Genomic DNA, 24,168 nt, shown 5'->3' with positions numbered 1-24,168 from the left:
GAGGCGGTTCAATGTTTAATCCAAAACTCACAAATACGTTCAACATGATTAATAAGCTATTGGAGATCCAGCGAGCGAGCGTCATAATCGATCAATTACCTCTACCAGTGGATATATTGGAACAGTTGCAGAAGGAAGCAAAAGAGACAACGGTATTGCTTTCGACGAGAATGGAAGGCAACGATCTTGATGACGATAAAAAGCGCAAAGCGCTCTATCGAAGTAGTGATTTAGATAAGGAACAGGAAGTATACAACCTTATGAAAGCAATTGAGTTCTTGGATGATTCGGAACGTAGGCGACTGCCAATAACAGAAGAATGGATTAAAAAGCTTCATGCGATCATTCGCATTTCCCATGGAAGGCGTCCGCGATTGAGCGATTATCGATTGGAGCAGAACAAAGTCGGCAATCGGAATCAATCGGGTTTTTACATGCCGCCAGAATATACCGATGTTCCTGTTTTGATGGAGGACTACGTAGCGTGGCTAAATTCGCCGGAAACCCATGAATTGCCAGCTCCAATTCGTGCCGGAGTAGCAATGTGGCAGTTTTTAACGATTCACCCTTATATGGACGGTAACGGCCGGACAGCGAGAATGATTGCAACCTATATTCTGCGGAGAGGGCAATTTGGATTAAAGGGACTATTCGTTCTTGAAAACTTCTATGACCGGAATCTAAATGAATATTATAAGGCGTTGCAAATGGGTTTGTCGCATAATTACTACTACGGCCGACATGATGCAGACTTAACGGTTTGGCTTGATTATTTCCTTAATGGTCTAGTAGAAGTCTATACGCATGCGGCGCAAATTGTTCAGGAGAAGAATGCAGAGATGCTACGTGTAGAGCCGGAACTGATTCGGCAATTAGACATTCAACAAAGACAGCTGTTTCGACAATTAGTTTTTAAACAGGACGAAATCACCATAACGGAAATTATGATGCTGCTTAGCATCGGTGATCGGACAGCTAGGGAGAAATTGAAACAATGGATCGAAATTGGTTTTTTAAAGCCAAAAGATCCTAACGCTCTGCGTATACGAACCGTTATTCTATCTCAATGGTATGAGGCATTAGGGGATGAAATCAGAGAAAACCCGGAGCAGTACAGTTATTTGCTATTGAAAGATGACCTTAATTAAGAGGATGCTAGTTCAATAAAACAGCAAAAGGATCCGCTGCCGCGGATCCTTTTTGCTTGCTCACAAAATATGAGATAAGAAAGAACGAGTTATGTTGAACTCGGTTTATTAGATATGGCCTTGAATTTTGTTTTTCAAAGCGTCTTTGGATTGCAAGCCAACCATTTTGTCAACGGGTTGACCGTCTTTGAACAAAATAAGTGTAGGGATGCTCATTACGCCGAATTGGGAAGCCAATTCCGGCTCTTCATCTACGTTAATTTTGCCGATTACCGCTGTGCCTTGAAGCTCAGTGGAAAGCTCCTCAACGATTGGAAGCTGCATTTTACAAGGTCCGCACCATGGTGCCCAGAAGTCAACCAAGGATACGCCGCTCTCAATGCTTTTGCTGAAGTTGTCTTTAGTCAATGCTACTGCCATATTCAATCATCCTCTCAAATATAAGTTCTCTTACATGAGCTGCAAACACTGTATGAGAAGGGTATACCCATCACATCATAAGATCGAATCAACAATCCTCACAGTCTCGAATCTGACTCAGCATATCGGTAAGGGTGATGCCGCTAAAGTAACTCTCGAGCTGCTTCTCCGCCTTGCAAAATATACCGTCCATCACTTCTTTCATATTGGAGCCCACTACACAATCCATATCCGGATTGCCTGAGCACCAGCTCGGAATGACAGATCCTTGGGCCATAAGCCTATAAATATCAGCTAAGGTGACTACTGCTGGATCAAGTGTCAGCCTGTATCCGCCGCCAGCGCCTTCCCGCGTGTCGACATAACCGCCTCGCCTCAAACAGCTCATAACCTTGCGAATTCTCGCCGGATTCGTCGCTACATTGTCAGCAATCGCTTCGCTGGAAGCCATTCGCTCCGGCTTGTGAGCCAAATATACCAAACTGTGTACGGCAATCGTAAATTCGCTGTTCATGTTTTAGCGACCACCTCGCTTTATACTGTAATAATATCAGTTACAGTTGTTGTTGTCAATGGTGGCATGTCTCTTATTTTGCTTTACTTCTTTGTTTTCTATTCCTTCTAAGTTAGAACCCTAGGAGTCTGCTGATTGCCTCGTGGAATCAGTCGAATAGTTCCAGCTGCTCCGCTTCTTCAACTGGCTTGACCTGTTCAAACGCGCCTCTCACAGGTAGCTGATCCAACATCTGCATGAGCTGCAGTGCATTATCTGCGGCATCCCCGCCGGAGTTATTATTGAACAGAATGTAAACCGTTTGGGATAGCTCATCAAGCCGCCTCAGCCGTTCGACCCATTCCTCCAGCTCATCCTTGTTATAGCGGTACAAATAACGAATTTCCCGCCAATTCGGCTGGCCAGTGGATACCCAACCTTCCTTGTTACGACCATGCAGCCGAACAATCGTCACCTTCTCGTCGGTTGCAGCTTCTACAATCGGCACCGAGCCCTCACCTGCCTGCGGTTCATCGCATACGGTGTGCATCCACCCTTCACGCCGCGTGAAATCCAAGGTTCTCTCCCGCATATCAGGCTCGAACCAACTCTGATGGCGAAACTCCAGAGCAACAGGCACGTCTCCCATGAGCCGCTTCGCCTTGCGAATCTGATCGACATAAGGACGGGAGCAATCAAACCACGGCGGGTATTGGAACAGCACAGCTGCCAGCTTCCCGGCTTCCCTTAGAGGAGCAAGAGATTCGTGAAAAGCAGCATACATCGCTTCCTCGCTTGCGAAAGGTTTATAACTGCTGCCTCCACCCCGCGAATAGCCTGTCATCCCCTGGTAAGCTTTTACAACAAAACGAAATTCCGGCGGTGTATCATCTGCCCCTCGCTTCATGAGCTCAGGGGACTGCACGGCATAGAAGGTACTATCCACCTCCACAGAATTGAACCATCGCGAATAGGCGGCCAGCTTGTTTTTCTTGGCGCCCGGTTCTTTATATAAAGTTGGGTGATCTCCCCATCCTGCTAAGCCAATTCGAATCATAATTGTTTTGTTCACCTCTTTGGTTCAGCTGCTTCCTAAGATAATGCTGTGCTAATAATATTGTAACCGCCTGAGAAATATCTTAAAAGAGGGATTGGCTCTATCCGTAGGATCTTCCGCGCAGCGTGTTTGTACCTTCTCAACTGAAACTCATTAATTAGGGGTTAGGAACTGTAGGCGCACCTGTGTTAAAATAAAGTATAAAAATTACCCATGAGAGGATTATGACATATGCATATTGATTTGTACTCTGACGTGGTCTGCCCTTGGTGCCGAATCGGTAAACAAAATTTATTTCGCGCTTTAAAGCAATGGGAAGCCAAAGGCGGCGAGCCCGTTACGATCACATACAAGGCTTATCAGCTGGATCCCAACCTTCCCGAGGAAGGACGTTCATTTGATGAAGTCATGCAGAAGAAAATGGGCGGTGCTGAAACGCTTCAGCGCATGCTTGAGCATGTTACCAAATCTGGTGCAGCCGTTGGCGTTACGTTCCGCTTCGACCGTGTCACCCGGATGCCGAACACTAGACTTGCTCACCGCTTCATCGCTCTAGTCCCTGAAGAGAGCAAGACGGCAGCGGTTGATTCACTGTTTCGCGCCACTTTCGAGGAAGGCCGCGATGTCGCTCAGCTCAGCGAGGTGTTAGCCGTCGCAATTGAGCTCGGCTTAGATGAAGCAGATATTCGCACTCGTCTGCTTGCTGGAGAAGGCAGCGAATCGGTAGACGCCGACATCGAGCAAGCGCATAAAATCGGTGTAACCGGTGTGCCGTACTTCGTGTTTAATAATAAATACGCGCTGTCTGGTGCTTATCCGGCGGATGAGCTTATTGGGCTTATGGAACGTGTGGCTACTGGGGAGTAAGTTGTGATTTTTAAAAATAAGCAGGATATGAGCAGTAATAACTTGCTCACATCCTGCTTATTTTCTTTTTTTTCGTTATACATGAAGTTTCTATATATCTTGAAAAGGTTCAAATCCTCATTTTTGGCATGTGAATATAGGAAGAAAGTCGATCCCGACTACCAATTGGTAATTTTTTCAGCGAGTTGATTTTGTTTGTCCTGCGATTTAGAATTTATAGTAGAGCGTCCTCCTGGTTGATGGGATTTTAAGGGCTATGACCCGTTGCATACTCCCATCGTACCGAGGCGCTCGTTTTTTTTTGCAAAGCGGAAATTTAACGCTCTACAGGAATGCTAATAGGTAGATTTCTTCAAGAGAGGCGTCTTGAAAATAAAACCGAAGTGCTTTTAAATAACACGATAACTAAACAGACAGAATAAGGTGAGTCAATTGCGATCTATATTGTTAGGTGTTTTTGCTGCTTTCTTTTTTTCTTTTACATTTGTTCTTAATCGGTCTATGGAGTTGTCTGGTGGGAATTGGATATGGAGTGCTTCGTTACGTTATATCTTTATGATTCCACTTTTATTAATCATTGTGATGTCAAAAAATAAGCTTATACCTCTTCTGAAAGTAATGAGAGAAGCACCAGGAACTTGGCTTCTATGGAGCTTTGTGGGGTTTGGGTTATTTTATGCTCCCTTATGTTTCGCGTCAGCATATTCACCAGGCTGGCTTATCGCTGGAACTTGGCAGATCACAATTATATCAGGTTCTTTACTTGCTCCGTTTTTTTCAGAAATCGTACAAACAAAGAATGGTCCTATAAAATCACGTGGGAAAATCCCCTTCAAAGGTCTTTTGATGTCTCTGATCATTCTGCTCGGAATCATTCTAATGCAAATTGAACAGTCAAAATCAATTTCTATAACAGATTTGTTATTCGGAGTGACCCCTATCATTATAGCTTCATTTGCTTATCCATTAGGTAATCGTAAAATGATGGAGGTATGTGCGGGACGTCTAGATGCATATCAACGTGTACTAGGGATGACTTTAGCTAGTTTACCGCTCTGGCTTTTGCTTTCGTTCTACGGTTTTTGTACCACAGGTATGCCAAGTAAAGAGCAAACCATTCAATCCGTTTTGGTTGCCATTTTTTCTGGAGTAATAGCTACTGTTTTATTTTTTAAAGCAACAGATATGGTAAGAGGAAACATGCAGAAGTTGGCAACTATTGAAGCAACGCAATCCATGGAAGTGTTTTTTTCATTATTAGGAGAACTCGTCTTTTTGTCTATTCAGCTTCCTTCTCTTATATCCTGGAGTGGTATGTTTATCGTAATCCTTGGGATGATTTTACACAGTTATGTTACACATTCTCCTTCTTTGAACAATGGAAAACGAGTTCAATAAAGCAAAGGCAGTCTAGGACTTTTTTTCATGTCCAAAGGCTACCTTTGCTTATTTTTTTAGTCCGTCTAACACTTAATTGCCGAAGGAACGTTCCGAATATTAGCGATAAAACGGTGGCAAAAAAGGAGCAGCGCATAAGCGCCACTCCCTTTTGGTCAACAACTACTTATGCGATGCAATCGCTTTGCGTATAGCCGCATTGAGATTGGTCAGATTCGGCGTCTCCACAGCCGTTCCCTCAGTAAGGTGATACTTCTCTTTGAGCTGCAAAATCCGCACCACACTCTCATCGATTCTTTTCTCCGTTATATCTCCACTCTTGATGCTTTTCTTCAAGGCTGCCAAGATGTTATCTACGTTATCGTAACCATGAGCCACCAGCAAAATGTCACTGCCCGCCTTAATCGTACGAACGGCGGCCTCGTCCATTCCGTAATTTTTCGCAATCGCCCCCATCGTCAAATCATCCGTAATGATAACCCCCTTGAACCCAAGCGTACCGCGCAGTTCATCGGTTATGACCGTCCTGGATAGGGAGGCCGGATAAATAGGATCCAGCTTGGGAAACAAAATATGGGCGATCATGACCACATCTGCGCCTTCTTTAATCGCTTCCTTGAAGGGCAGCCACTCGAAGGCTTGAAGCTGCTTCAAGCTCTTCTTCACGATCGGCAGCTCCAGATGTGAATCTACAGCTGTATCACCATGACCCGGGAAATGCTTCACTACAGGAATGACACCTGTCGATTCAATCCCCTTCATCACATTGATTCCCATAGCCGTCACCAGCTTAGCTGTCGCCCCGTACGCGCGGTCACCAATGACGGGATTGTTGGGATTACTGTTAATATCCAGTACCGGAGCATAATCCATATTAAAGCCCATGCTGCTGCCCGCCTCACCTAGAAAGCTGCCAATCTGCATAGCATAAGAACGGTCGTTCACCTTCCCGACCTCATGACCACTGGGCAAAGCGGCTAAACCAGGAAGCCTGCTCACGCGTCCGCCCTCTTCATCCACAGAGATGAAGAGAGGTGCAGCATTGCCTTGATTCCAAGTCTTCAGCTGATTCACATAGGCAACGACACCCTTCGGGTCTGTTACATTCTCTTTATAAAAAATAATACCGCCAACATGCTGCTTCTCAATCATCCGCTTCGTCTGCTCATTCGGCGTATTGCCTTCGATACCAGCAATAAGCATTTCCCCAAGCTTCTCATCAAGCGTCATCGCTGCGAGTTCCTTCTTAATCGTATCGCTTACCGGGGTGACTGGCGGTTTCTCAGCTGTGCCGTCTCCACTTCCATTTCCTGATGAGCTGCCCTTATTCCCTCCAGGTGGAGTGGTCTGCTCCGTGCCGTCACCGGTCTGCACAGTGCCTGAGCTATTCTGCTCTGTATCAGGTGGTTGACCAGTATTATTCGTGGCCTTGCCCCCATTATTCGCGCATCCAGATGCCAGTAGACAAGTAACTAGCAGCATGGATATTCCAGTTTTACGTAAAGTCATCTATGCACACCACCGTTCACTCGTTTGTTTTATCTCATCTTAGCTGTCTGTTCTACCCTTCAATATTGTTACCTTTCCATACCTCTATAAACAACGATGAATTATAGCATAAAGTTACACACCCTGACGCTCTGTAAGCATCTGGATCTACTCTCTCCAAAGCGCACAAACAAAATGAGCGTAAGAAACCATTGCAATCATGGCTCCTTACACTCATTAACAGCTTTGTTCTATCATTCTCCGTATGCAGACTCGCTCTAGTTAAATCGTCCACAAGCTCCAGTCCGAACGACGTTTCCCGATGACATCGATCCAACGGAAGGTAACATCGAAGAGCTCTTCTCTGGAGGATTTGGAGGAAAAGGTGTGGTCGCCCTGCAAAATAACCTCTTTATCACAATTGCCTTCTTTACGAAGCCAGAACATCTTCTGATAAAGAAAGCAGTAATCGACCGGAATGACCGTATCCGCGGTGCCATGTACGATCAGTACGTCACCGTTATAACCGCGAAGCTCTGTGAGCGGCTGATACTGTGCAAGCGAATCCGTGAACTGCTTCGTAAACTCATAATGCATGTATTCACTTTTGCCTGTACGATCGATCTCTTCAATCGCTTTGTTTCCGATAATGTTACGGATATCCATGAAAGGATGGGCAACTGGAGACCAAAGCACGAGAGACTTCACACGCGAATCGCGAGCAGCTGTCAGAACCGCTACGGCTCCCCCTAAGCTGTGTCCGACCAGAATAATTCGCTCCGAATCAACGATATCAAGACCAAATCCATAATCGATGACTGTGCGAGTCTGCTCGATAAGCTCATCAAGCCCGCCGCTGCCATAATCGCCTGTGCTCTCGCCGCAGCCTCCATAATCAAAGCGCAGTACAAGATACCCGCTGTGCGTCAGACGCTCGGCTGCTTCTACGAATAATCGATCTGTACCCATTCGATTGCCAATAAAGCCATGGCATATAATAATAAGCGGATACTTAGCCGCTTGGCGTTCATTATGATCCCGTACGGGATATTGCAGTACACCGGACAGCTCTAGCTGACCACTCTTAATCGTTATTGGATGATTCATAAGGAGAGCACCACCTATTTCCCATAATTCCTACCTACTTTGTTGGAATTAAGAATACCATGCTTTTCTATCGTCGTCAATTGTAAATTTGCCTGCTTAGCCTCATCTTATTCAATCTTTTTCTTTCCCGACTCTCTTCAGCGCCTCACGAACGCTTAATGGCGATAATTCCGTCTGAGCCACGAAATGCCTCACTGCTTCGGCATCTGTCTTGCTATATTCTCGAAGCGCCCAGCCAATCGCCTTGCGGATGAAGAAATCATTCTCGTCTTTACATTGGTCAATGAATGAGAACAGCAGCTCTGTATCTGTTTTCCCTTTGTAGCCAAGCTGGAATAGGATCGCACTCCGGCGCAGCCAAAGATCATCTGACAAGATCCATTTACTTGTATAGACAGGAATGAGCGCTGGATAACGGGTAAACAAGTCGCCTACCAAATGGCTTGCGATGAGGTCGACTGTGTCCCACCAGGAATGCGTCGTAATTATATATTCAAGCAAATTAACCTGCGAGGGCAGTGCTTCCTTCATCCGTTTCTCCAGCAGCAGAATCGCGGTGTAATGGAATTCCCGCTCAGGCATGGTCCACAGCTCGCGTACAGCCTGCTCCAAATCTTCACCTGAAGGTATGCCATGCTCCTTCACGAACTGCTTCGTGACTGCCATACGTTGAGGGGTTTTGAGCCCTAGAAAAGGGAACTGATTACGCATATAGGCTATCATCGGCCCTGCAGTCTCGGAATTCTGGTGACTGCGCAGCCAAGCTTCCATTTGCTTCGCATAGCTCGAACTCATAGCAACCCTCCTCTTGTTTATAGCCATGCTAGGATATGAGATCTGATAAGTCTTCTTCGTCTTGATTGAAGTATTTACTCATCGCCACAATCATACTGCCCATTCGTTCCTCCTCCGGGAATAACACGCGCTGAATGCCTTCCTCGTGAACGGCTTCCGCTGTTACTTTCCCAACCGCGACGGCAAGAACCTTACTTTCGAATGCTTCACGCAGCTCCCTCAGCTTACCAAGCTTGGTCGCACAGCCGATGAGATAGCGTACCTGCACCGTGCTTGTGAGGGCAACAGCATCCACTTGTCCTGTCAAGATTTCATCGACGAGCCCCTCCACTACATTACCTTCTGGTGCTATATGCCGGTAAGGCAAAAGCTCCTCGCAATGGGCGCCCCGCTTCACTAATTCAGCAACTAGACGTGGAGCTGGATCCCCATATAACTGGAGCGCAACCGAGCTCCCACGAAGATCATAAGCCTCCATCATCCGAAGCAGACCGGCTGACGTTCCGTCATCATCCCGAACCTCGGGCGTAAGCCCAAGCTTGCGCAGTACATTTACTGTCTTGTAACCTCTAGCCGCAATCCGAATTTGCCCGAGTACAGCTAGAAACTGCTCGCCAAGCCCAAGCTTCTCCGCCATCTGCAGCAAGGCATCGGTTCCTACACCTGTTGTAAGGATGATCCAATCCGCTGGATTCTCGATCAACGCTTTGAGCTGCTCCTCGATCTGTGTATCATCCAGGAAGACAGTTCCCTGAGCGGGGCGTATGAGGCTTGTACCTCCGAATTTGCCAACCATCTTGCTGAATTCCTCCGCTTTGCGCGGTCCGGTTATGGCAATGATTTTTCCTTCTAAACGAGCCATGATGAACCTCCTGTTGATGATGATATGCTTCACAATCCAATGAACGATTCGTAAGCTTCCGGTGTGTTCAAGTTTCTAAAGGCTTCTTCCTCCGCTAGCGTTGGTTGGATAAGCAAATGGCTCAACTGATCCAGCATGCGCATCATTCGGAACTCCCCTCTCTCTAGCTGGAGAAGAAGCTTAGGTACAGCAGAAGTATGATACAAGGCATGAAAGGGCTGCAGCGGCGTACGAATCACTTCCACATGCTCTTCTGTTTCTATTAATGCGCATTCTGCTGCCATTCGATCTAGCAGCGATTCCGATAGCATCGGCATATCACAGGCAAGGACGAAGACATAGCCTTCTTCAGGCATCATGGATAACCCAGCATGCAAGCCCGCGATTGGACCACAGTCTATGAATTGATCATGCACATATTGTACAGATTCGTAGCCACCATGCTCCGTTAGCGCATTACGATAGACTTCTTCTCTAGCTGCATCATTAACCGCAACGGTTACTGACTTCACACCTACAGATTTCATTTGCATAATAATATGCATAAGCAGGGGCTTCCCCACGACCGCGAGCAGCGCCTTGTCCGTCCCCATACGTGAGCTTCTTCCACCAGCAAGAATCAGACCATGAATAGACGGTAGATCTTGCAACATTTCGAATGCTCCTTCCCCATACCCTACTTCTGATCCTGCACCTGTCCAACTAACCCATAGAAGAACAATCCGATCAATTGATCCATGCTCCGAGTTACGCGTTCTTGATCCGATGCTTCCCAATACCGACCCAGCTCATTCTTGTACATCGTAAAGTAAAACATCGTCATCTCTTCTGTTTGATCTTTATGAATATAACCCGCTTGCTTCCCAAGCGAGACAAACTTATTAAAAAAGTGCATGACCTTCTGCTCGTTATACTTTTCCATCATTTGCATCAATCCACTCAACTCAGAGGATGGGGATCTCGGAAACTCATCCGATAGAATATTTAAATTTTTGGCCTCGAGCAGCATGATTTCTTTAGTCTTCTCAGGAAACGAAAGCTCTGAATCAAGAATGTTCTCATACTGCTCTAACTGCTTGTCCATCCAGTTCATAAGCATATCGGTATAGAGCTGTTCTTTTGTTCCAAAGTAGTTATAAATGGTTGCAGGTGAAACATTCGCCTTCTGAGCGATCTCATTCACACTGACCTTCTGAAATCCGAATTTGAAAAATAGTTGAAAGGAGACGCTGTATATATTCTCGATTTTTTTCTGTTTCCGTCGTTCGTAGCCGTTCATCTACTCCACCTCACTTGTAGTCTAGCTTAAGTTTTAGAGCAATTCAACAAAATTAGTACAAATCAATGGATTTAGCCATCCCCTTCATCACGTCTATGCTATGCGCAAAAAAGTGTCGAACACAAAAAAGTGTCGAACTTGTTTTTAATCGCTTTAATGGTATAATACCAATGTTGGTGTTGATACTGAGAATCATTTTCAATAGTTAGAAGGGACATTCATGGATGAATTCGAAATGGGTACATAAGTTTTTCAGAAAAACTTCTACTGCTCATTCGAGCGTTGTGTTACTTAGTTTTATATTTGTTTTGGCGGTGCTTGGGTTATTGTTGTCTATGTTTTTGGCGGTATCGTTTGGAGCGAAAGAGATTACTATGAGAATGGTTTGGACAGCGATTTTCAATTATAATCCAGCGCTAACTTCAGATCAAATTATTCATGAATTACGGCTTCCGCGTGTAATCGGTGCTGCAGTGATAGGGGCGGCTTTTGCAGTTGCAGGTGCTTTGATGCAGGGAGTAACGCGCAATCCGTTAGCTGATACGGGGATTTTGGGGATTAATGCGGGTGCCAGCTTTATGGTGGTGCTTAGTTTTGCGTTTTTTCCAAACCTACCTTATTTGGCTTTAATATTGCTTTCGTTTATCGGGGCTGTGTTAAGTACATTATTTATCATGCTGCTTGGATCCATGACACCAGGCGGTTTAACACCAATTCGGCTAACGGTTGCAGGCGCTGTGGTGGCGGCACTACTTAGTTCACTTAGCTCAGGGATCGCGATTTATTATGATTTGAGTCAGGATTTGGCTTTTTGGTTTGCTGGCGGCGTGGCTGGAGTAAAGTGGTTTCATTTAAAGCTGCTGGTGCCCATTATTTTGCTCACCATCGCTTTTACGTTCGTACTGGCCCGATCGATTTCGGTCATTTCGCTTGGTGAGGATATTGCGGTCAGTTTAGGTGAGAAAACAAAGCGGATTCGGATTTTAGGAATGGTTTGTGCGGTCATACTAGCTGGGGTTTCCGTTTCAGTTGCGGGACCAATTGGGTTTGTTGGACTCGTGATTCCACATATTTCGCGCAAGCTGGTTGGGGTAGATTACCGACTGATTATTCCGATGTCAGCTTTATTGGGGGCGATCCTGCTTGTATTGGCTGATTTAGGGGCGCGAACTGTGAATCCACCCAAAGAGTTGGCTATCAGTGCGATGGTGGCACTTGTCGGGGTACCTTTCTTTCTTTACCTTGCCAGTAGAGAAAGGAGGAATTTGTAAATGAACAAGCAGGCGACCTCCAGGGGAACGAGAGTTTTGGCAGTCATTATATTCTTGTCACTTATTTGTGTCATTACCCTTTTGATCAGTTTAAATACAGGCACGATTCGGCTTTCTCCTCTAACCGTTTTTCAAACCTTATTTGGTTATGGGAATTATGACGATACGATGGTGTTATTTGATTACCGCCTTCCGCGTATTTTGGTTACCATGTTAGCAGGAATGGGATTAGGCGTATCTGGGGCTATTCTGCAGGGAGTGACCCGTAATTCGTTGGCTGATCCGGGAATTCTAGGTCTTCACGCAGGAGCTTCTTTTGGTCTCATTGTTTTTGTTAGCTTTTTCCACACGCTGGAGGGAATGTCCTCCATTTTGATTCCGTTGTTTACTTTCGCGGGTGGTGTGGCGGCTGCTCTATTGATTGTTTTATTAGCGTATGACCGTCATAAAGGAGTACTGCCTATTCGGTTACTGCTAGTCGGAATTGCGGTTGCGGCTGGTTTCAGTGCGATTACGCTATTTTTATCGCTTCGTCTTGACGAGGACACCTACACATTTGCAGCAAGATGGCTGGTCGGGAATGTATGGGGGCGAGATTGGGTAAATGTCTATGCGCTGCTTCCGTGGATTGTCATATTTGTCCCTTATGCCTATTTTCAATCCAAAACATTGGATTCTTTTTCACTTGGCGATGAGGTAGCGACCAGTCTTGGGACTCCTGTAAGGCGACAGCGTTATCTGTTGTTGGCGTGCGCTGTCGCTTTATCTAGCGCCAGCGTGTCCATGGCAGGAGGGATCGGTTTTATTGGCTTGGCTGCTCCTCATCTTGCACGTCGCCTTGTCGGGCCGATCCATCAGCATTTTCTTCCAGTAGCCGGACTTATTGGCCTCGTTATACTGGTGGTGGCTGATACGATTGGCCGTTCAATATTTCAACCGAACTCAATTCCAGCAGGCGTGGTGGTGGCTGCAGTCGGAGCGCCTTACTTCCTTTATTTACTTGTAAGAACAAAATAACAGCATGATGATAGAGGAGAAATTGACGATGAAGAAACTTATATTTTTGATGAGCATTGTTTGCACACTTATTTTATCTGCTTGCAGTCAGTCGGCACCGCAGCAAAACGGGGCAGCAAACAAAGATGAAACGGTAAGCAAAGGGACTAAAATTGCTTCGCTTTCTATACATTTAACTAATGATTTGCTTGCTCTTGGCATCACCCCTGTAGGGTCCGTTGTCGGAGGTGATAGTAAAGCTTTCTTGCCTCATGTGGCGGATCGCTTGAAAAACACGAAAGAGCTCGGAGCGGCAACAGATCCCGACATGGAAGCTTTGCTGGCCTTACACCCTGATGTCATATACGCTGATGAGAAATATGCCGGGAAAGATCTTTCCAAATATGAAAAAATTGCGAAGACTGAAGTATTTGACCTTGACAAGGGGACATGGCGCGACCATTTAAACCAGGTAGGGAAGCTTGTAAACCGTGAGCAGCAAGCGAAGCAGTTTATCAATGATTACGAAGCACAGACAGAACGCGTGAAAACTCTTGTGCACAAAAAAATTGGCGATGGCAAGACGATGGCGATCCGTGTTACGGCAAAAGAGTTACGTGTTTTTGGCATGGTACGTCCTTTAGGTCCTATCCTATTTGATGATTTAGGCTTAAAACCAGCAAATGGCGTCGAGAAAATAAATAAAGCCTATGAAGTGATTTCCCAAGAAGTGCTTCCGGATTTTGATGCAGATGCAATCTTCGTTGTTGTCAATGATGAAGATGGAGCTAAAAAAGTGTACCAACAATTACAAAAAAACCCGATTTGGCTAGGATTGAAGGCTGTAAAGGAAAATCATATCTACACAATCGGGGTACAACCATGGCTTGATTACTCAGCGCTTGGCAACAAATTGGCATTAGATGATGCGGAAAAAATATTCGCCAAGTAACGTAATTGCTAGATCCATAAGAACCCCGCTGCGCGGACGGATCATTCTTACGATCGCTGTTGTCTCCCTATTTCTTGATTCTATCCCTTAGGGGTAGAAATCCGGAGACAAAGGCGAACGCTTCGCTTCTTCAGAACGATTCCGTCCGCTTCGCTTTTGTTTCGTGTTGGCATGCACGGATTATAGTAGAGCCAAAAACTCGTCAGCATGTTCACGAATATACTGGCCGATTCGTTTGATCGTTATCGGTGTAACCGCTTGGTAACGAGCATAAAAGATTTCAAAGGATGATAACAGTTCAGAATCATTCTCAAGGTCTTGTATTGTAACATCGAAGTTTTCTAAGCTTCTTGGATGATTTCTTTCTTTGAGAAACCTCTCTATATCTTCAATGAGTGTCACTGCGACAACATCCTCGAAGTAACTTAGTCCTCTTTTTAATGAAGGCCATCTTCCGGTTTGGGCCATAAAATAGGCGCTCCACCAATATAAGTCTTCGGCAGATTTACGGGCATGTTCATAAAAAGCTCTAAACATAAACAATGCTTGTTGTCCATTTGTTAGTTCATTGTAGAACTTGATTTCGTCGTCTCCACGAGTTCGTATTTCCTTATACGCCTGAATCAATGGTCCAAAACACGCTGATTGCAAAGACATGTCATCTAATAAATCAACCTCAACACGCTTCATACTTATCAACAATATACAATCACTCCTTCATTTGGATTGTATGGAATCCAAGGAAGTCTGTCAATGATTTGAAATAAGCTGCGTAATTCACTCTATACGGATTATCTTTATAAGTTCCCCCCTTATCAGGGGACAAAATAAGAAATCCGGGCTCAACAGCGATCGGAAGAACATTCCATCTGATTAACGGCTGCATCCGCGACTCAATCCTGTTTCAAGATTTTTATTATTTTCTCTTTTTATCTTTTCTAACTTTTACGGCAACCATTATACAGACAAATGCTCCCATAAAACTCGAAAAAATAGCAACAAAAGTACCGTTATCTATTTCCAACACCCCCAAATCGAAGTTAAATCCAACACCTATAATAATTCATAAAGTTATTTTATCATATTAGATGATTTTAAAAATTTTATTCTACTTCTTTTTTAGAGCCTCATCACGTAGTTTAGGGTAAAAACCGCTAACCTAGGATGTGCATGCTATGAATGAACAGCCTCTCCCACATCACGATGACAAACCTAATTTTCTCGTCATCCTCGTTGATGAGGAACGATATCCACCTGTTTATGAGAATGCAGAAATAAAAGAATGGCGCAAACAAAATCTCATTGCCCATGAGTTTTTAAAATCTAATGCTATGGAATTCCACAGACATTATATTGGAAGTGCAGCCTGCTGCCCAAGCCGAGCTACCTTGATGACAGGGCAATACCCTTCTCTCCATGGCGTTAGTCAGACAAACGGAATTGCCAAGGAAACCTTTGACTCGGATATGTTTTGGCTGGGTAGAAATACGGTGCCAACTGTGGGGAATTATTTTCGCGAGGCAGGTTACCAAACGTATTATAAAGGGAAGTGGCATATCTCCTATGAAGATATTGTTGTTCCTGGTACGCACCAAGGCGTCCCTAGCTATCATTCTATGACGGGTGTACCTGATAAACAACGAGAGGAATTGTATCTGCATGCTGACCATCTGGACAGCTTTGGATTTTCCAGCTGGATTGGTCCTGAACCTCACGGTAAAAATCCGCGAAATTCTGCTTCTTCCGCTGCTTTCGGAGTAAGTGGCAGAGATGTGGTCTATGCTTCAGAAGTGGTTGAACTCATCGAAGCTCTCGACTGTCAGAAAGACATCGATAAGAATGCAAAGCCGTGGCTTGTTGTCGCTTCATTCGTGAATCCTCATGATATTGTTTTATACGGAGCGCTCACTGCACATCTTCCTACGTTCAATTTTGACGTGGAGCCCATGCCTTTGGTCAGTCCTCCACCTACATTAAACGAGCCTTTAGATACCAAGCCGCGGTGTCAAGCCAGCTATCAGCATCTATATCCTAGAGCGCTGCAGCCCATAATTAACCAATCGCATTACCGCAAGCTATACTATCAGTTGCAAAAAAATGCTGACCAGCAAATGCATAAGGTTGTGGAAGCTCTTACCCGCTCTTCCTTCTATGATAATACGATTATTATCTTCACATCTGATCATGGGGAATTACTTGGTGCACATGGCGATCTTCATCAAAAATGGTACTGTGCTTACGAGGAAATGCTGCATGTCCCTTTTCTCATTCATAACCCAAAACGTTTCCCAAAGCCTATGCATTGCAATACACTTACAAGCCATGTTGATCTGCTGCCTACGATGCTAGGACTAGCCAATGCTGATATAAGTGACATCCAATGCCGCCTGCACACTAAATTCAGTGAAGTTCATTCCTTTGTAGGCCGTGACCTGTCCCCTTTTATATTAGAGCAGAACAAGTCCAATCCAGTGGAAGAACCGATCTATTTCATGATTGACGACGATGTGACGAGAGGCCAGCACCAGATCAATCCTTTAGGGATACCTTATCCTTCCGTTATACAGCCGAATCATATCGAAACCGTTGTCGCCAGCATCCACAGGAATAATAGGAAAGAGCTGTGGAAGTACTCCCGCTACTTTGATAACGATCAATTCTGGAGCCAACCAGGAAGCAAAGATATCACCGCCCAGCTAGTGGCAGGCCCCAATGCTGGCCTGCAGTCAACCCAGTCCACTCACTACGTCACATCAGTCAAAACCGAACCGGTTCCTGAGGAGTATGAACTGTATAACTTGACCGCAGACCCGCTTGAAACCTGCAACCTTGCACATCCAGCTTTTGCCTCCTTGCAGCCGAAAGGGATGCAGGAATTTATGGCAGCTCTGTTAGAGCAGCAGCGGAAACACAAACGGTTGGTACCAAGTATGCTGGGAACAAACTGAAAGCTATTTCATCTTGATCATTTAATTAAATCTCAATTATTTAATTGAATCTCAATTATATAATTGATCCTTGTTCTAGCTTTATCCAAGTATCGAATTCGCGCTTTCCTTCCGTTAGGGTAATAACTCTCGCCCCACGCTCCAATTTACCGTACGTGTTGTTACCCGTAACCCGTCCATAGCATAACCGAATCCCATGCAGCTCTCCAACATAGTCATTGTCATGATCATGTCCGGCAAAGGTCCCCATAACATCCTTCATCTCCAGCATCGCCGTGAATAAGCCGCTATTCAGTTTAGGACAGCATACGCTCTCACCTTTATTCCCTTTTATCGTACCCTGCAGGCAGGCCTGTTCGTATTCTGGGATTGGAATATGGAAGAAAGCGAGCGCCGGCAGCGGGCTGCCATTCTTTTGCGTCAGCTTAGCAGATTCCGCTAGGTACCAGCTAACCTGATCTGGGTGAATCCAACCGTAGCCGCCAATGGATTCCGGTGCGTAATCCCCCGAGTCAAAGAAGTATAGAACTGCCGCATCCGCTTCGCTCTTAGCCCCTGCTACGGTAAGCACATAATTGCCTATACCATGTATATCCTCAGGTCCATCCACAGACAAGCTGTTATCGAATTCGGTTAAAATGTCATTTAATTGTTGACGAGTAATGCCTTTCTCCGAATCATGGTTACCATAAATAACAGCAAATGGAATCCCTGATTGAACAGCTCCGTCAATCGCTCGGCGGAATGTTCCTGCTTGATCCTCCGCATCCATACTAGAGATAAGATCGCCAGTAAAAACGATTAAATCAGGCTGCTGGTCAGCTATTATTTGCTGGATAATCGAAAGCGTTTGGACATCCTTTTCTGGTTCAATGCCATCCTTTATATGCAGATCAGTGAATTGAACGATAGTAAATTGGCCATCTTCTCGAAATTGTAGTTTATGATGTCCCATGTTAATTCCTCCTCTATAATAATCATCTTAGTAACGATTTCATTTACCAAGAAGAAAAGGCTAACGCCGTCCTTGGCGGGAAGCAAGTTTCTTCCCTCTGATATAAGCAAAGTATAGAGGAAACTTATACTTTCTTACTCAAAAAAACTTGGAAGCTTTGCAGCGTTGGATACCATCTGGATGCAGTGATGGAAAGCTTGATGTACCGGGCATTCACCTTGTCAAAGCGGCAAATGCGCTTGTAACCGACCACCGTCCCTTGATCCAGAGGATTCCATTCCTCTCCATCTTTCCATTCCAAGACAAAACCTTCGATGCGTTGGCCGACCCGAATTTGTTCCATAAGGATGATTCGGTCGAATGATTGTTCCTCTTGCAGGTCGATTACGATCTCTGTCTTCTCCGTTCCTTCCGTCGCAGACCAATAGGTGTCCGGATTCCCATCGAACAGGTTATTCACCCGATGCTGGTCATCCAATTCCGAAGAAGCAGCAGCGGTGGCTCCCGTGCACAAATCGACTTGGAAGTTGCCTTGTATCGCCTGCCCGAGCTCACTCATCCGCCGCGCATCATTCTCGTGGATCAATCCGCGCTTGTCAGGTGGCAGGTTTAACAGGAAGGTGGCATTGCCTCCGACCGACCGTACATAAACTTCAAACAGCTCATCCAGCGACTTGACCTGATCGTCCTCTTCGGCATGATAGAACCATCCTGGACGAATCGAAGTGTTTACTTCCGCAGGAAACCAGGCAAGCTCGCCTGCTTCCCGAATAACTTCCCGGCTCCCTAAATCATCGTCATGCGAGAGAATTCGTTTGGCAAATTCGCCGTCATCCTCTTTTTGCGAATGTTCCTGGATCTTCTCATTGTCCTGCAGAGCTGCCGGCACGACGCTCCATTCCGCAGTACGTGTATGGCCGGCTTCATTACCGCACCAGCGCACATCCGGACCGCATACCGAGATGACGGCGTTCGGCTGCAGCTCGCGAATGAGCTGATAGTAACTTTTCCAGTCGTATACCTGCCTTTTGCCGTTAGGTCCCTCTCCACATGCCCCATCGAACCATACACAGAAAATATCGCCGTATTCGGTCAGCAGCTCACGGAGCTGATTGAGGAAAAAAGCATTATAGACCGCTGAATCGCCATAAGACGATTCATGAAGATCCCATGGTGAAAGATAGATCCCAAAACGGATTCCAGCGGCGCGGCAAGCATCAGCAACCTCACGGACCAGATCACCTTTCCCCTCTCTCCACGGACTGCTTTTGACAGAGTGGTCGGTATAGCGGCTCGGCCACAGACAGAAGCCGTCATGATGCTTGCAGGTTAGAATCAATCCCTTCATGCCTGCCGATTTGCATACCTCCACCCACTGATTGGCATCAAGCTCAGTCGGATTAAAGATAGCCGGATCCTCGTCCCCGTGCCCCCATTCCAGATTCGTAAACGTATTCACCGTAAAATGAATGAAGCCATAAAACTCCATTTCTTGCCATGCCAATTGACGTTCAGACGGCGTTACCTGTGCAGCAAGCTGTATCATTTTTTCCAAGCTACTCATCCTCCTTGCAAATAGGTTTTATTCGAAGCTCAAACTGGAATTCCTTTTCATTTAACCGATAGTGTTCTAACAGATCCGGTCCGCAGGAATTGGATCCGACGCCGCTCATTTTGTAATCCAGATAAACAATCGTTTCCTTCCGTTTCGACAGCTCATACCTGTGCGCAGCTGCTGTAAGATCCTGCGATGTAAAGTGCGATACGTTGAAAGAGAAAGAGTCCGCTGAAGTGAATTTTAAACCCATCCCCAGCTCATTGGATACGACCGCCCACTCTGTGCCAAATCGCGAACCCGTTTCTTGCGGCATATTGTAGGGCTCAGACATCTCGTCCACGGTGAGTAAATATAAGCCTTTTCTAACGCTCTGACGTTTGTCGATATAATTCTCATGCGGTCCCAGTCCAAAGTATTCCACTTCCTCGTTGCCCTTCGGCATCGTTAGCTGAAGTCCGAAGCGAGGCAAATAGACCAAATCCTCCCGGACCTTCACTTGTACCTGAAGCCCAATTGCCCCTTCGCCATCTACTCGCCATACGGCTTCTCCGCGTAGAATAGGGAACCTAGAATAACCGCCCAAAGAGAACGACACTTTGATCTCCACGGTACCGTCATCCAATTGGATCCACTCGGAATGATACACTTTCAATCCCGCGCGATCATAGCCTTCTTCCTTCCACTTGAGCCGGACATGCATGTCGTTATCAGTGGGCGCACGCCAGATGTTGAAGCCGACCGGCTGCTCGATCAGATCGAGGCCGTGCCGAGAAATCTTCACAAGGGTGCCTCCGTCAAGATCGAACTGGTGAAGGAAATCAAACCCTCTTAGAGTGAGAACGCTGCCCTCTTCCGAAACCCGAATAGTCGGGAGTGCTTTCCTGTCATTGGCATTCACAGCGGCATTCACAACGGCATTCATACCCGTATTAACATCGGAGGTATTCACATTAGCGGTATCACACAACGCAAATTGCTCAAATGTCACCTCATGTCCCATTGCTCCCCACGTGGTTTCCTGGTTAAGCCAGCAGGACAAGGTGAGGTAATAACAGCCATCTGCTTGCTCCGGCCATTGGTAAGGAAGTGTTATAATCTGATGTTCATGCGGTGCCGCATCCAGCTGCCAGAGCTGGCCTTGCTGGATGGTTTGCCCATCTTTCTCCACTTTCCAATGCAGTCCGATTTGAGACAAATCGATAAAGTCATACCGATTTGTAACTTTCAGTTGACCGTTCTTCAAATCTTCTGCTTCAATATGAACTGGCGCTATAACTTTCTTCAGCTCCAACAGACCTGTGTGCGGCTTACGGTCTGGAGATACGAGACCATCCATGCAAAAGTTGCCGTCATTGGGTTTATCGCCGAAATCGCCTCCGTAAGCATAGAAGGACTCCCCTTTATCCGTCTCACTCTTGATCCCATGGTCGCACCATTCCCAGACGCAGCCACCGATCAGCTTCGGATGCTTGTAGATCACATCCCAGTAATCCTTCAGGTCCCCTGGACCATTCCCCATAGCATGACTATACTCGCAAAGAAAAAGAGGCTTCTTGTTGTTCTCATCCAATGCGTATTGTTCAATTTCCGCAACTGAGGTGTACATCCGGCTTTCCAAGTCAAGACAATCAACCTTCGGATTGCCTTTATAGTGCGGAGCCGCTCCTTCGTAATGTACCGGTCTAGAAGGATCCCTGCCTTGCGTCCACTCCGCCATGGCAATGTGATTATCACCATAGCCGGACTCATTCCCCATCGACCACATGATAATGGAAGGATGATTCTTGTCCCTCTCTACCATGCGCGCCGCACGTTCGACGAAAGCTTCCTTCCACTTCGCATCCTCGGATAGTAGATGGGCGTTCTCCCAACCTCCCGCCGTTCCGAGGCCATGACATTCTAAATCTGCTTCATCCACGACATAGAAGCCGAATTCGTTGCAAAGCTCCAAAAACCGCGGATCATTCGGATAATGAGATGTACGAACCGTATTAATATTATGCTGCTTCATTAAATTCAAGTCTTTGATCATATGATTCAGTGGAATCGTCTGGCCCAGTTCAGGATGAGAATCATGCCGGTTTACGCCTTTTAGCTTGACCGATTGACCGTTAATTCGCAACACGCCATCCCGAATTTCTACCTTCCGGAAACCAGCTTGGAACCGAAGGATCTCCTCGCCAGAATAAATGTATAAGTCGTATAAGAAAGGTGTTTCAGCATTCCATAACTTAGGGTCTGCCACATCGAGAGCGAGCGTTCCTCTATGATCAATGATAGCCTTGGTAGTAGAAAGGATCCTGCCATTATCGCCTTTCAGTACCGCCATTACCTCCAGACTACCTGTCGTATCTACATCAATCTGCAGCGCCCCACTACGATAATCATCGGTAAGCAGCGGTTTAACGAACACATCACGGATATGCATCTGATCACGGGCAAGCAAATAAACATCCCGAAAAATACCGCTGTACCGCCAACAATCCTGATCCTCCAAATAACTGCCATCACACCACTTAAGAACCATCAGCGCCATCCGGTTTGATCCAGATCGCAAATAAGGAGCTACAAGAAATTCCGCAGGCACTCGGCTGCCTTGGCTGTACCCTACAAAATGTCCGTTAACCCATAAATAAAAGCATGCATTGACGCCTTCGAACACAACGTATTGTTCTTTGCCGTCCCACTGTTCGGCCAAATTGAAGTCCCGGACGTACAGTCCGGCAGGATTGTCACTCGGCACAAATGGGGGATCACACGGGAACGGATAGTTAATATTCGTGTATTGAAGCTGATCATAGCCTTGAGATTGCCAACAGGAGGGAACGAGCAGATCATCCCAACCGTTTACATCCGCCGATCGTTCGTAGAATCCCTCCGCTACTTTCTTTACACTGGCATGGTATTGAAATTTCCAGCTGCCATTTAAGGTTTGGTAGAAAGGGGAGCGACCTCTTTTCTTGGCTCGCGCCGAGCCTTCATCTGCATAGGGGATATAATACGCTCTTGGTTCCTCCCGATTAAGATGAAGCTTGCCTGGATCTTCCCAATATCTCTCGATCGATAACATCTCTTTCACCCTTCCCAGCAGCCTGTAGGAGGCTTCTATGTCTCTATTTTTTCGCGTCTTGCTTCGTCACGAAGGCAGCTAGCATTCGTGCACCGAAGCCTGTTGCCCCAACAGCGAATTCGCCTTTGGCAGAGGATGAATCCTTAGGGCCGTTCATATCGATATGCGCCCACGTAAGCGTTGGATGCACGAATTTGCGTAAAAATAAAGACGACGTAATGACGCCTGCTTCGCCTACACGACTGATGTTAGAGGTATCGGCATAATCGCTGTCCATATAAGATTCGTATTCATCTATTAAAGGAAGCTGCCATATGTTCTCGCCATATGGTTCACCAGCGGATTTGATCGCTTTGACCAATTGGTCATCCCCCAAAATACCGGCAACCTTAGAACCGAGTGCCCCTACAACCGAATAAGTTAGCGTGGCCATATCAATCGCCTGTACAGCACCGATGCGATGGGCATAAAGCAAGGCATCCGCCAGAATAAGCCGACCTTCCGAATCGGTATTGCCTACTTGAACGGTTAACCCATTGGCATAGCGAATGATTTCACCTGGCAGCATCGAACGATCGGACGGACTATTCTCCGCCGACGGCACTAAGACCACCACATTCACAGCCGCTCCGCTCTGGACCATAATATCGAGAGCCCCAAGCACAGCTGCTGCTCCGGCCATATCCATACGCATATCACTGATATCATGATCTCGTTTCAGGCTGATTCCACCCGTATCAAATGTAATGCCTTTACCGATCAAAGCAACGAGCGGTTTGGCTGCATCCGTGCAATACCGAAGCTCCAGAAATACCGGAGGATGCATGCTCCCCTTCCCTACTGCAACCAAGCCTGCAAAGCCGAGCCGCTCCAACTCGTCAGCCTCATGAACGGATACTTGAACCGAAGTACCAGTGAACCGCTCCACCGTTCTTGCTGCCAGATCCCGAGGACGCAAATAATTGGGAGGCTCGTTAGTCAGATCACGCGCCCACATCGTGCTCTCCGCTCGCACTTGACCAAGTCGGATCGCCTCTGTCCACTCCCCGTTTTCCTCACCTGCAAAATAAAGGGTCAAGTCCGTGTCTTCTGCCGATTTGGCCTTATATTTATCGAATGAATAGGTGCCGAGCAGCGAGCCCTCGACCCATGCCGCAATATCATCTGCCGTGCAGCCTTCAAATAAACCGATGGACGGCAGCGCTTCGAACGAAACGGCAGCCGTCCGGCGCTTTTCTTTCAGCAAAGCTCGTCCCGCATTACCAGCAGCTTCGCGAATATAGGAGGATTGAAATTTAGCCGATTCTCCAAGACCGACAAGCACAAGATCCGGTTGGCCGCTATGACCATAAAACCACGTGATCGCATGCCTGGCTCCCATGTGAGGTAAAATCGTCACCGATTGCAGTGACTCCCGGAGTTTCGGTAAATCAGGCAAACTTTCCACGAATACAGGTAAAATAAAGGTCTGTGCAGTAATGGCCGCGTTAATCTCAAATTTCAT

The 24,168-nt window shown here is 46.3% G+C and carries 21 protein-coding genes; 7 read left to right on the top strand and 14 right to left on the bottom strand.

The window, feature by feature from the left end:
- The first annotated feature begins 11 nt into the window (after positions 1 to 11).
- Positions 12 to 1,148, top strand: a complete 1,137-nt coding sequence (locus tag EKN16_RS25500) for a Fic family protein (protein ID WP_125663560.1) — start codon at positions 12 to 14, stop codon at positions 1,146 to 1,148.
- A gap of 108 nt (positions 1,149 to 1,256) precedes the next feature.
- On the opposite strand, the gene trxA is transcribed toward EKN16_RS25500, so the two are convergent.
- The 3 genes from trxA to EKN16_RS25485 all read right to left on the bottom strand — a co-directional run bounded on the left by trxA (position 1,257) and on the right by EKN16_RS25485 (position 3,118).
- The gene (trxA, locus tag EKN16_RS25495) at positions 1,257 to 1,568 is read right to left on the bottom strand and encodes a thioredoxin (RefSeq protein ID WP_125663558.1); all 312 of its coding nucleotides are present in this window, start codon (positions 1,566 to 1,568) and stop codon (positions 1,257 to 1,259) included.
- Between the two features lie 88 nt (positions 1,569 to 1,656).
- Positions 1,657 to 2,082 (bottom strand): RrF2 family transcriptional regulator, encoded by a 426-nt coding sequence (locus tag EKN16_RS25490; RefSeq protein WP_125663556.1) that lies wholly within the window; start codon positions 2,080 to 2,082, stop codon positions 1,657 to 1,659.
- A gap of 148 nt (positions 2,083 to 2,230) precedes the next feature.
- Positions 2,231 to 3,118 carry a DUF72 domain-containing protein gene (locus EKN16_RS25485; protein WP_125666669.1) on the bottom strand — a complete coding sequence of 296 codons (888 nt, stop codon included), beginning with the start codon at positions 3,116 to 3,118 and terminating at the stop codon, positions 2,231 to 2,233.
- Between the two features lie 231 nt (positions 3,119 to 3,349).
- On the opposite strand from EKN16_RS25485, the gene EKN16_RS25480 reads away from it, so the two are divergent.
- On the top strand, positions 3,350 to 3,985 hold the full coding sequence (locus EKN16_RS25480; RefSeq protein ID WP_125663554.1) for a DsbA family oxidoreductase: 636 nt from the start codon (positions 3,350 to 3,352) through the stop codon (positions 3,983 to 3,985).
- Between the two features lie 432 nt (positions 3,986 to 4,417).
- On the top strand, positions 4,418 to 5,383 hold the full coding sequence (locus tag EKN16_RS25475; RefSeq protein WP_125663552.1) for a DMT family transporter: 966 nt from the start codon (positions 4,418 to 4,420) through the stop codon (positions 5,381 to 5,383).
- Between the two features lie 162 nt (positions 5,384 to 5,545).
- Here the strand turns inward: EKN16_RS25475 and nagZ are convergent, their stop codons facing one another.
- The 6 genes from nagZ to EKN16_RS25445 all read right to left on the bottom strand — a co-directional run bounded on the left by nagZ (position 5,546) and on the right by EKN16_RS25445 (position 10,914).
- The gene (gene nagZ, locus EKN16_RS25470; protein WP_125663550.1) at positions 5,546 to 6,892 is read right to left on the bottom strand and encodes a beta-N-acetylhexosaminidase; all 1,347 of its coding nucleotides are present in this window, start codon (positions 6,890 to 6,892) and stop codon (positions 5,546 to 5,548) included.
- A gap of 261 nt (positions 6,893 to 7,153) precedes the next feature.
- The gene (locus EKN16_RS25465; RefSeq protein ID WP_125663548.1) at positions 7,154 to 7,978 is read right to left on the bottom strand and encodes an alpha/beta hydrolase family protein; all 825 of its coding nucleotides are present in this window, start codon (positions 7,976 to 7,978) and stop codon (positions 7,154 to 7,156) included.
- Between the two features lie 111 nt (positions 7,979 to 8,089).
- Positions 8,090 to 8,773: a DNA alkylation repair protein gene (locus EKN16_RS25460; protein WP_125663546.1), complete on the bottom strand. Its 684-nt coding sequence runs from the start codon at positions 8,771 to 8,773 to the stop codon at positions 8,090 to 8,092.
- Between the two features lie 28 nt (positions 8,774 to 8,801).
- Positions 8,802 to 9,635, bottom strand: coding sequence for a uroporphyrinogen-III synthase (locus EKN16_RS25455; RefSeq protein WP_125663544.1), 834 nt, complete (start codon positions 9,633 to 9,635; stop codon positions 8,802 to 8,804).
- 29 nt (positions 9,636 to 9,664) lie between these two features.
- On the bottom strand, positions 9,665 to 10,288 hold the full coding sequence (gene mobA / locus EKN16_RS25450; RefSeq protein WP_125663542.1) for a molybdenum cofactor guanylyltransferase: 624 nt from the start codon (positions 10,286 to 10,288) through the stop codon (positions 9,665 to 9,667).
- Between the two features lie 23 nt (positions 10,289 to 10,311).
- Entirely contained in the window at positions 10,312 to 10,914 is a 603-nt protein-coding gene (locus EKN16_RS25445; RefSeq protein ID WP_125663540.1) for a TetR/AcrR family transcriptional regulator, read from the bottom strand.
- Between the two features lie 335 nt (positions 10,915 to 11,249).
- Here EKN16_RS25445 and EKN16_RS25440 point away from each other — a divergent pair, with 335 nt between their 5' ends.
- From EKN16_RS25440 to EKN16_RS25430, 3 genes are read left to right on the top strand one after another with little or no spacing between them, the layout of a single operon-like run.
- Positions 11,250 to 12,185, top strand: a complete 936-nt coding sequence (locus tag EKN16_RS25440; protein WP_232016591.1) for a FecCD family ABC transporter permease — start codon at positions 11,250 to 11,252, stop codon at positions 12,183 to 12,185.
- Positions 12,186 to 13,202, top strand: a complete 1,017-nt coding sequence (locus tag EKN16_RS25435) for a FecCD family ABC transporter permease (RefSeq protein ID WP_125663536.1) — start codon at positions 12,186 to 12,188, stop codon at positions 13,200 to 13,202.
- Positions 13,203 to 13,230: 28 nt separating this feature from the next.
- Positions 13,231 to 14,133 carry an iron-hydroxamate ABC transporter substrate-binding protein gene (locus tag EKN16_RS25430; RefSeq protein WP_125663534.1) on the top strand — a complete coding sequence of 301 codons (903 nt, stop codon included), beginning with the start codon at positions 13,231 to 13,233 and terminating at the stop codon, positions 14,131 to 14,133.
- Between the two features lie 180 nt (positions 14,134 to 14,313).
- On the opposite strand, the gene EKN16_RS25425 is transcribed toward EKN16_RS25430, so the two are convergent.
- Complete coding sequence (locus EKN16_RS25425; RefSeq protein WP_125663532.1) at positions 14,314 to 14,823, bottom strand: hypothetical protein; 510 nt, start codon at positions 14,821 to 14,823, stop codon at positions 14,314 to 14,316.
- A gap of 485 nt (positions 14,824 to 15,308) precedes the next feature.
- Here EKN16_RS25425 and EKN16_RS25420 point away from each other — a divergent pair, with 485 nt between their 5' ends.
- Positions 15,309 to 17,081, top strand: coding sequence for a sulfatase family protein (locus EKN16_RS25420; RefSeq protein ID WP_125663529.1), 1,773 nt, complete (start codon positions 15,309 to 15,311; stop codon positions 17,079 to 17,081).
- A 55-nt stretch (positions 17,082 to 17,136) separates the two neighbouring features.
- Here EKN16_RS25420 and EKN16_RS25415 read toward each other — a convergent pair whose 3' ends face one another.
- The 4 genes from EKN16_RS25415 to EKN16_RS25400 form a co-directional block, all read right to left on the bottom strand.
- The gene (locus tag EKN16_RS25415) at positions 17,137 to 18,036 is read right to left on the bottom strand and encodes a metallophosphoesterase family protein (RefSeq protein ID WP_125663527.1); all 900 of its coding nucleotides are present in this window, start codon (positions 18,034 to 18,036) and stop codon (positions 17,137 to 17,139) included.
- Between the two features lie 124 nt (positions 18,037 to 18,160).
- Positions 18,161 to 19,591, bottom strand: coding sequence for an alpha-L-fucosidase (locus EKN16_RS25410; protein ID WP_125663525.1), 1,431 nt, complete (start codon positions 19,589 to 19,591; stop codon positions 18,161 to 18,163).
- A gap of 1 nt (position 19,592) precedes the next feature.
- Positions 19,593 to 22,664 carry a glycoside hydrolase family 2 TIM barrel-domain containing protein gene (locus tag EKN16_RS25405; protein ID WP_125666667.1) on the bottom strand — a complete coding sequence of 1,024 codons (3,072 nt, stop codon included), beginning with the start codon at positions 22,662 to 22,664 and terminating at the stop codon, positions 19,593 to 19,595.
- Positions 22,665 to 22,707: 43 nt separating this feature from the next.
- Positions 22,708 to 24,168, bottom strand: coding sequence for a leucyl aminopeptidase family protein (locus EKN16_RS25400; protein WP_125663523.1), 1,461 nt, complete (start codon positions 24,166 to 24,168; stop codon positions 22,708 to 22,710).

The organism is Paenibacillus baekrokdamisoli (genome assembly GCF_003945345.1).
GTDB classification, from domain to species: Bacteria; Bacillota; Bacilli; order Paenibacillales; family Paenibacillaceae; genus Paenibacillus_Z; species Paenibacillus_Z baekrokdamisoli.
This window is presented reverse-complemented; position numbering and strand designations above follow the sequence as displayed.

What these genes read in the sequence shown, in the direction of transcription:
- EKN16_RS25500 (WP_125663560.1), top strand. Translation starts at nt 12, where the DNA reads ATGTTTAATCCAAAACTCACAAATACGTTCAACATGATTAATAAGCTA.
- trxA (WP_125663558.1), bottom strand. Translation starts at nt 1,568, where the DNA reads ATGGCAGTAGCATTGACTAAAGACAACTTCAGCAAAAGCATTGAGAGC.
- EKN16_RS25490 (WP_125663556.1), bottom strand. Translation starts at nt 2,082, where the DNA reads ATGAACAGCGAATTTACGATTGCCGTACACAGTTTGGTATATTTGGCT.
- EKN16_RS25485 (WP_125666669.1), bottom strand. Translation starts at nt 3,118, where the DNA reads ATGATTCGAATTGGCTTAGCAGGATGGGGAGATCACCCAACTTTATAT.
- EKN16_RS25480 (WP_125663554.1), top strand. Translation starts at nt 3,350, where the DNA reads ATGCATATTGATTTGTACTCTGACGTGGTCTGCCCTTGGTGCCGAATC.
- nagZ (WP_125663550.1), bottom strand. Translation starts at nt 6,892, where the DNA reads ATGACTTTACGTAAAACTGGAATATCCATGCTGCTAGTTACTTGTCTA.
- EKN16_RS25465 (WP_125663548.1), bottom strand. Translation starts at nt 7,978, where the DNA reads ATGAATCATCCAATAACGATTAAGAGTGGTCAGCTAGAGCTGTCCGGT.
- EKN16_RS25460 (WP_125663546.1), bottom strand. Translation starts at nt 8,773, where the DNA reads ATGAGTTCGAGCTATGCGAAGCAAATGGAAGCTTGGCTGCGCAGTCAC.
- EKN16_RS25455 (WP_125663544.1), bottom strand. Translation starts at nt 9,635, where the DNA reads ATGGCTCGTTTAGAAGGAAAAATCATTGCCATAACCGGACCGCGCAAA.
- mobA (WP_125663542.1), bottom strand. Translation starts at nt 10,288, where the DNA reads ATGTTGCAAGATCTACCGTCTATTCATGGTCTGATTCTTGCTGGTGGA.
- EKN16_RS25445 (WP_125663540.1), bottom strand. Translation starts at nt 10,914, where the DNA reads ATGAACGGCTACGAACGACGGAAACAGAAAAAAATCGAGAATATATAC.
- EKN16_RS25440 (WP_232016591.1), top strand. Translation starts at nt 11,250, where the DNA reads ATGTTTTTGGCGGTATCGTTTGGAGCGAAAGAGATTACTATGAGAATG.
- EKN16_RS25435 (WP_125663536.1), top strand. Translation starts at nt 12,186, where the DNA reads ATGAACAAGCAGGCGACCTCCAGGGGAACGAGAGTTTTGGCAGTCATT.
- EKN16_RS25430 (WP_125663534.1), top strand. Translation starts at nt 13,231, where the DNA reads ATGAAGAAACTTATATTTTTGATGAGCATTGTTTGCACACTTATTTTA.
- EKN16_RS25425 (WP_125663532.1), bottom strand. Translation starts at nt 14,823, where the DNA reads ATGAAGCGTGTTGAGGTTGATTTATTAGATGACATGTCTTTGCAATCA.
- EKN16_RS25420 (WP_125663529.1), top strand. Translation starts at nt 15,309, where the DNA reads ATGAATGAACAGCCTCTCCCACATCACGATGACAAACCTAATTTTCTC.
- EKN16_RS25415 (WP_125663527.1), bottom strand. Translation starts at nt 18,036, where the DNA reads ATGGGACATCATAAACTACAATTTCGAGAAGATGGCCAATTTACTATC.
- EKN16_RS25405 (WP_125666667.1), bottom strand. Translation starts at nt 22,664, where the DNA reads ATGTTATCGATCGAGAGATATTGGGAAGATCCAGGCAAGCTTCATCTT.
- EKN16_RS25400 (WP_125663523.1), bottom strand. Translation starts at nt 24,168, where the DNA reads ATGAAATTTGAGATTAACGCGGCCATTACTGCACAGACCTTTATTTTA.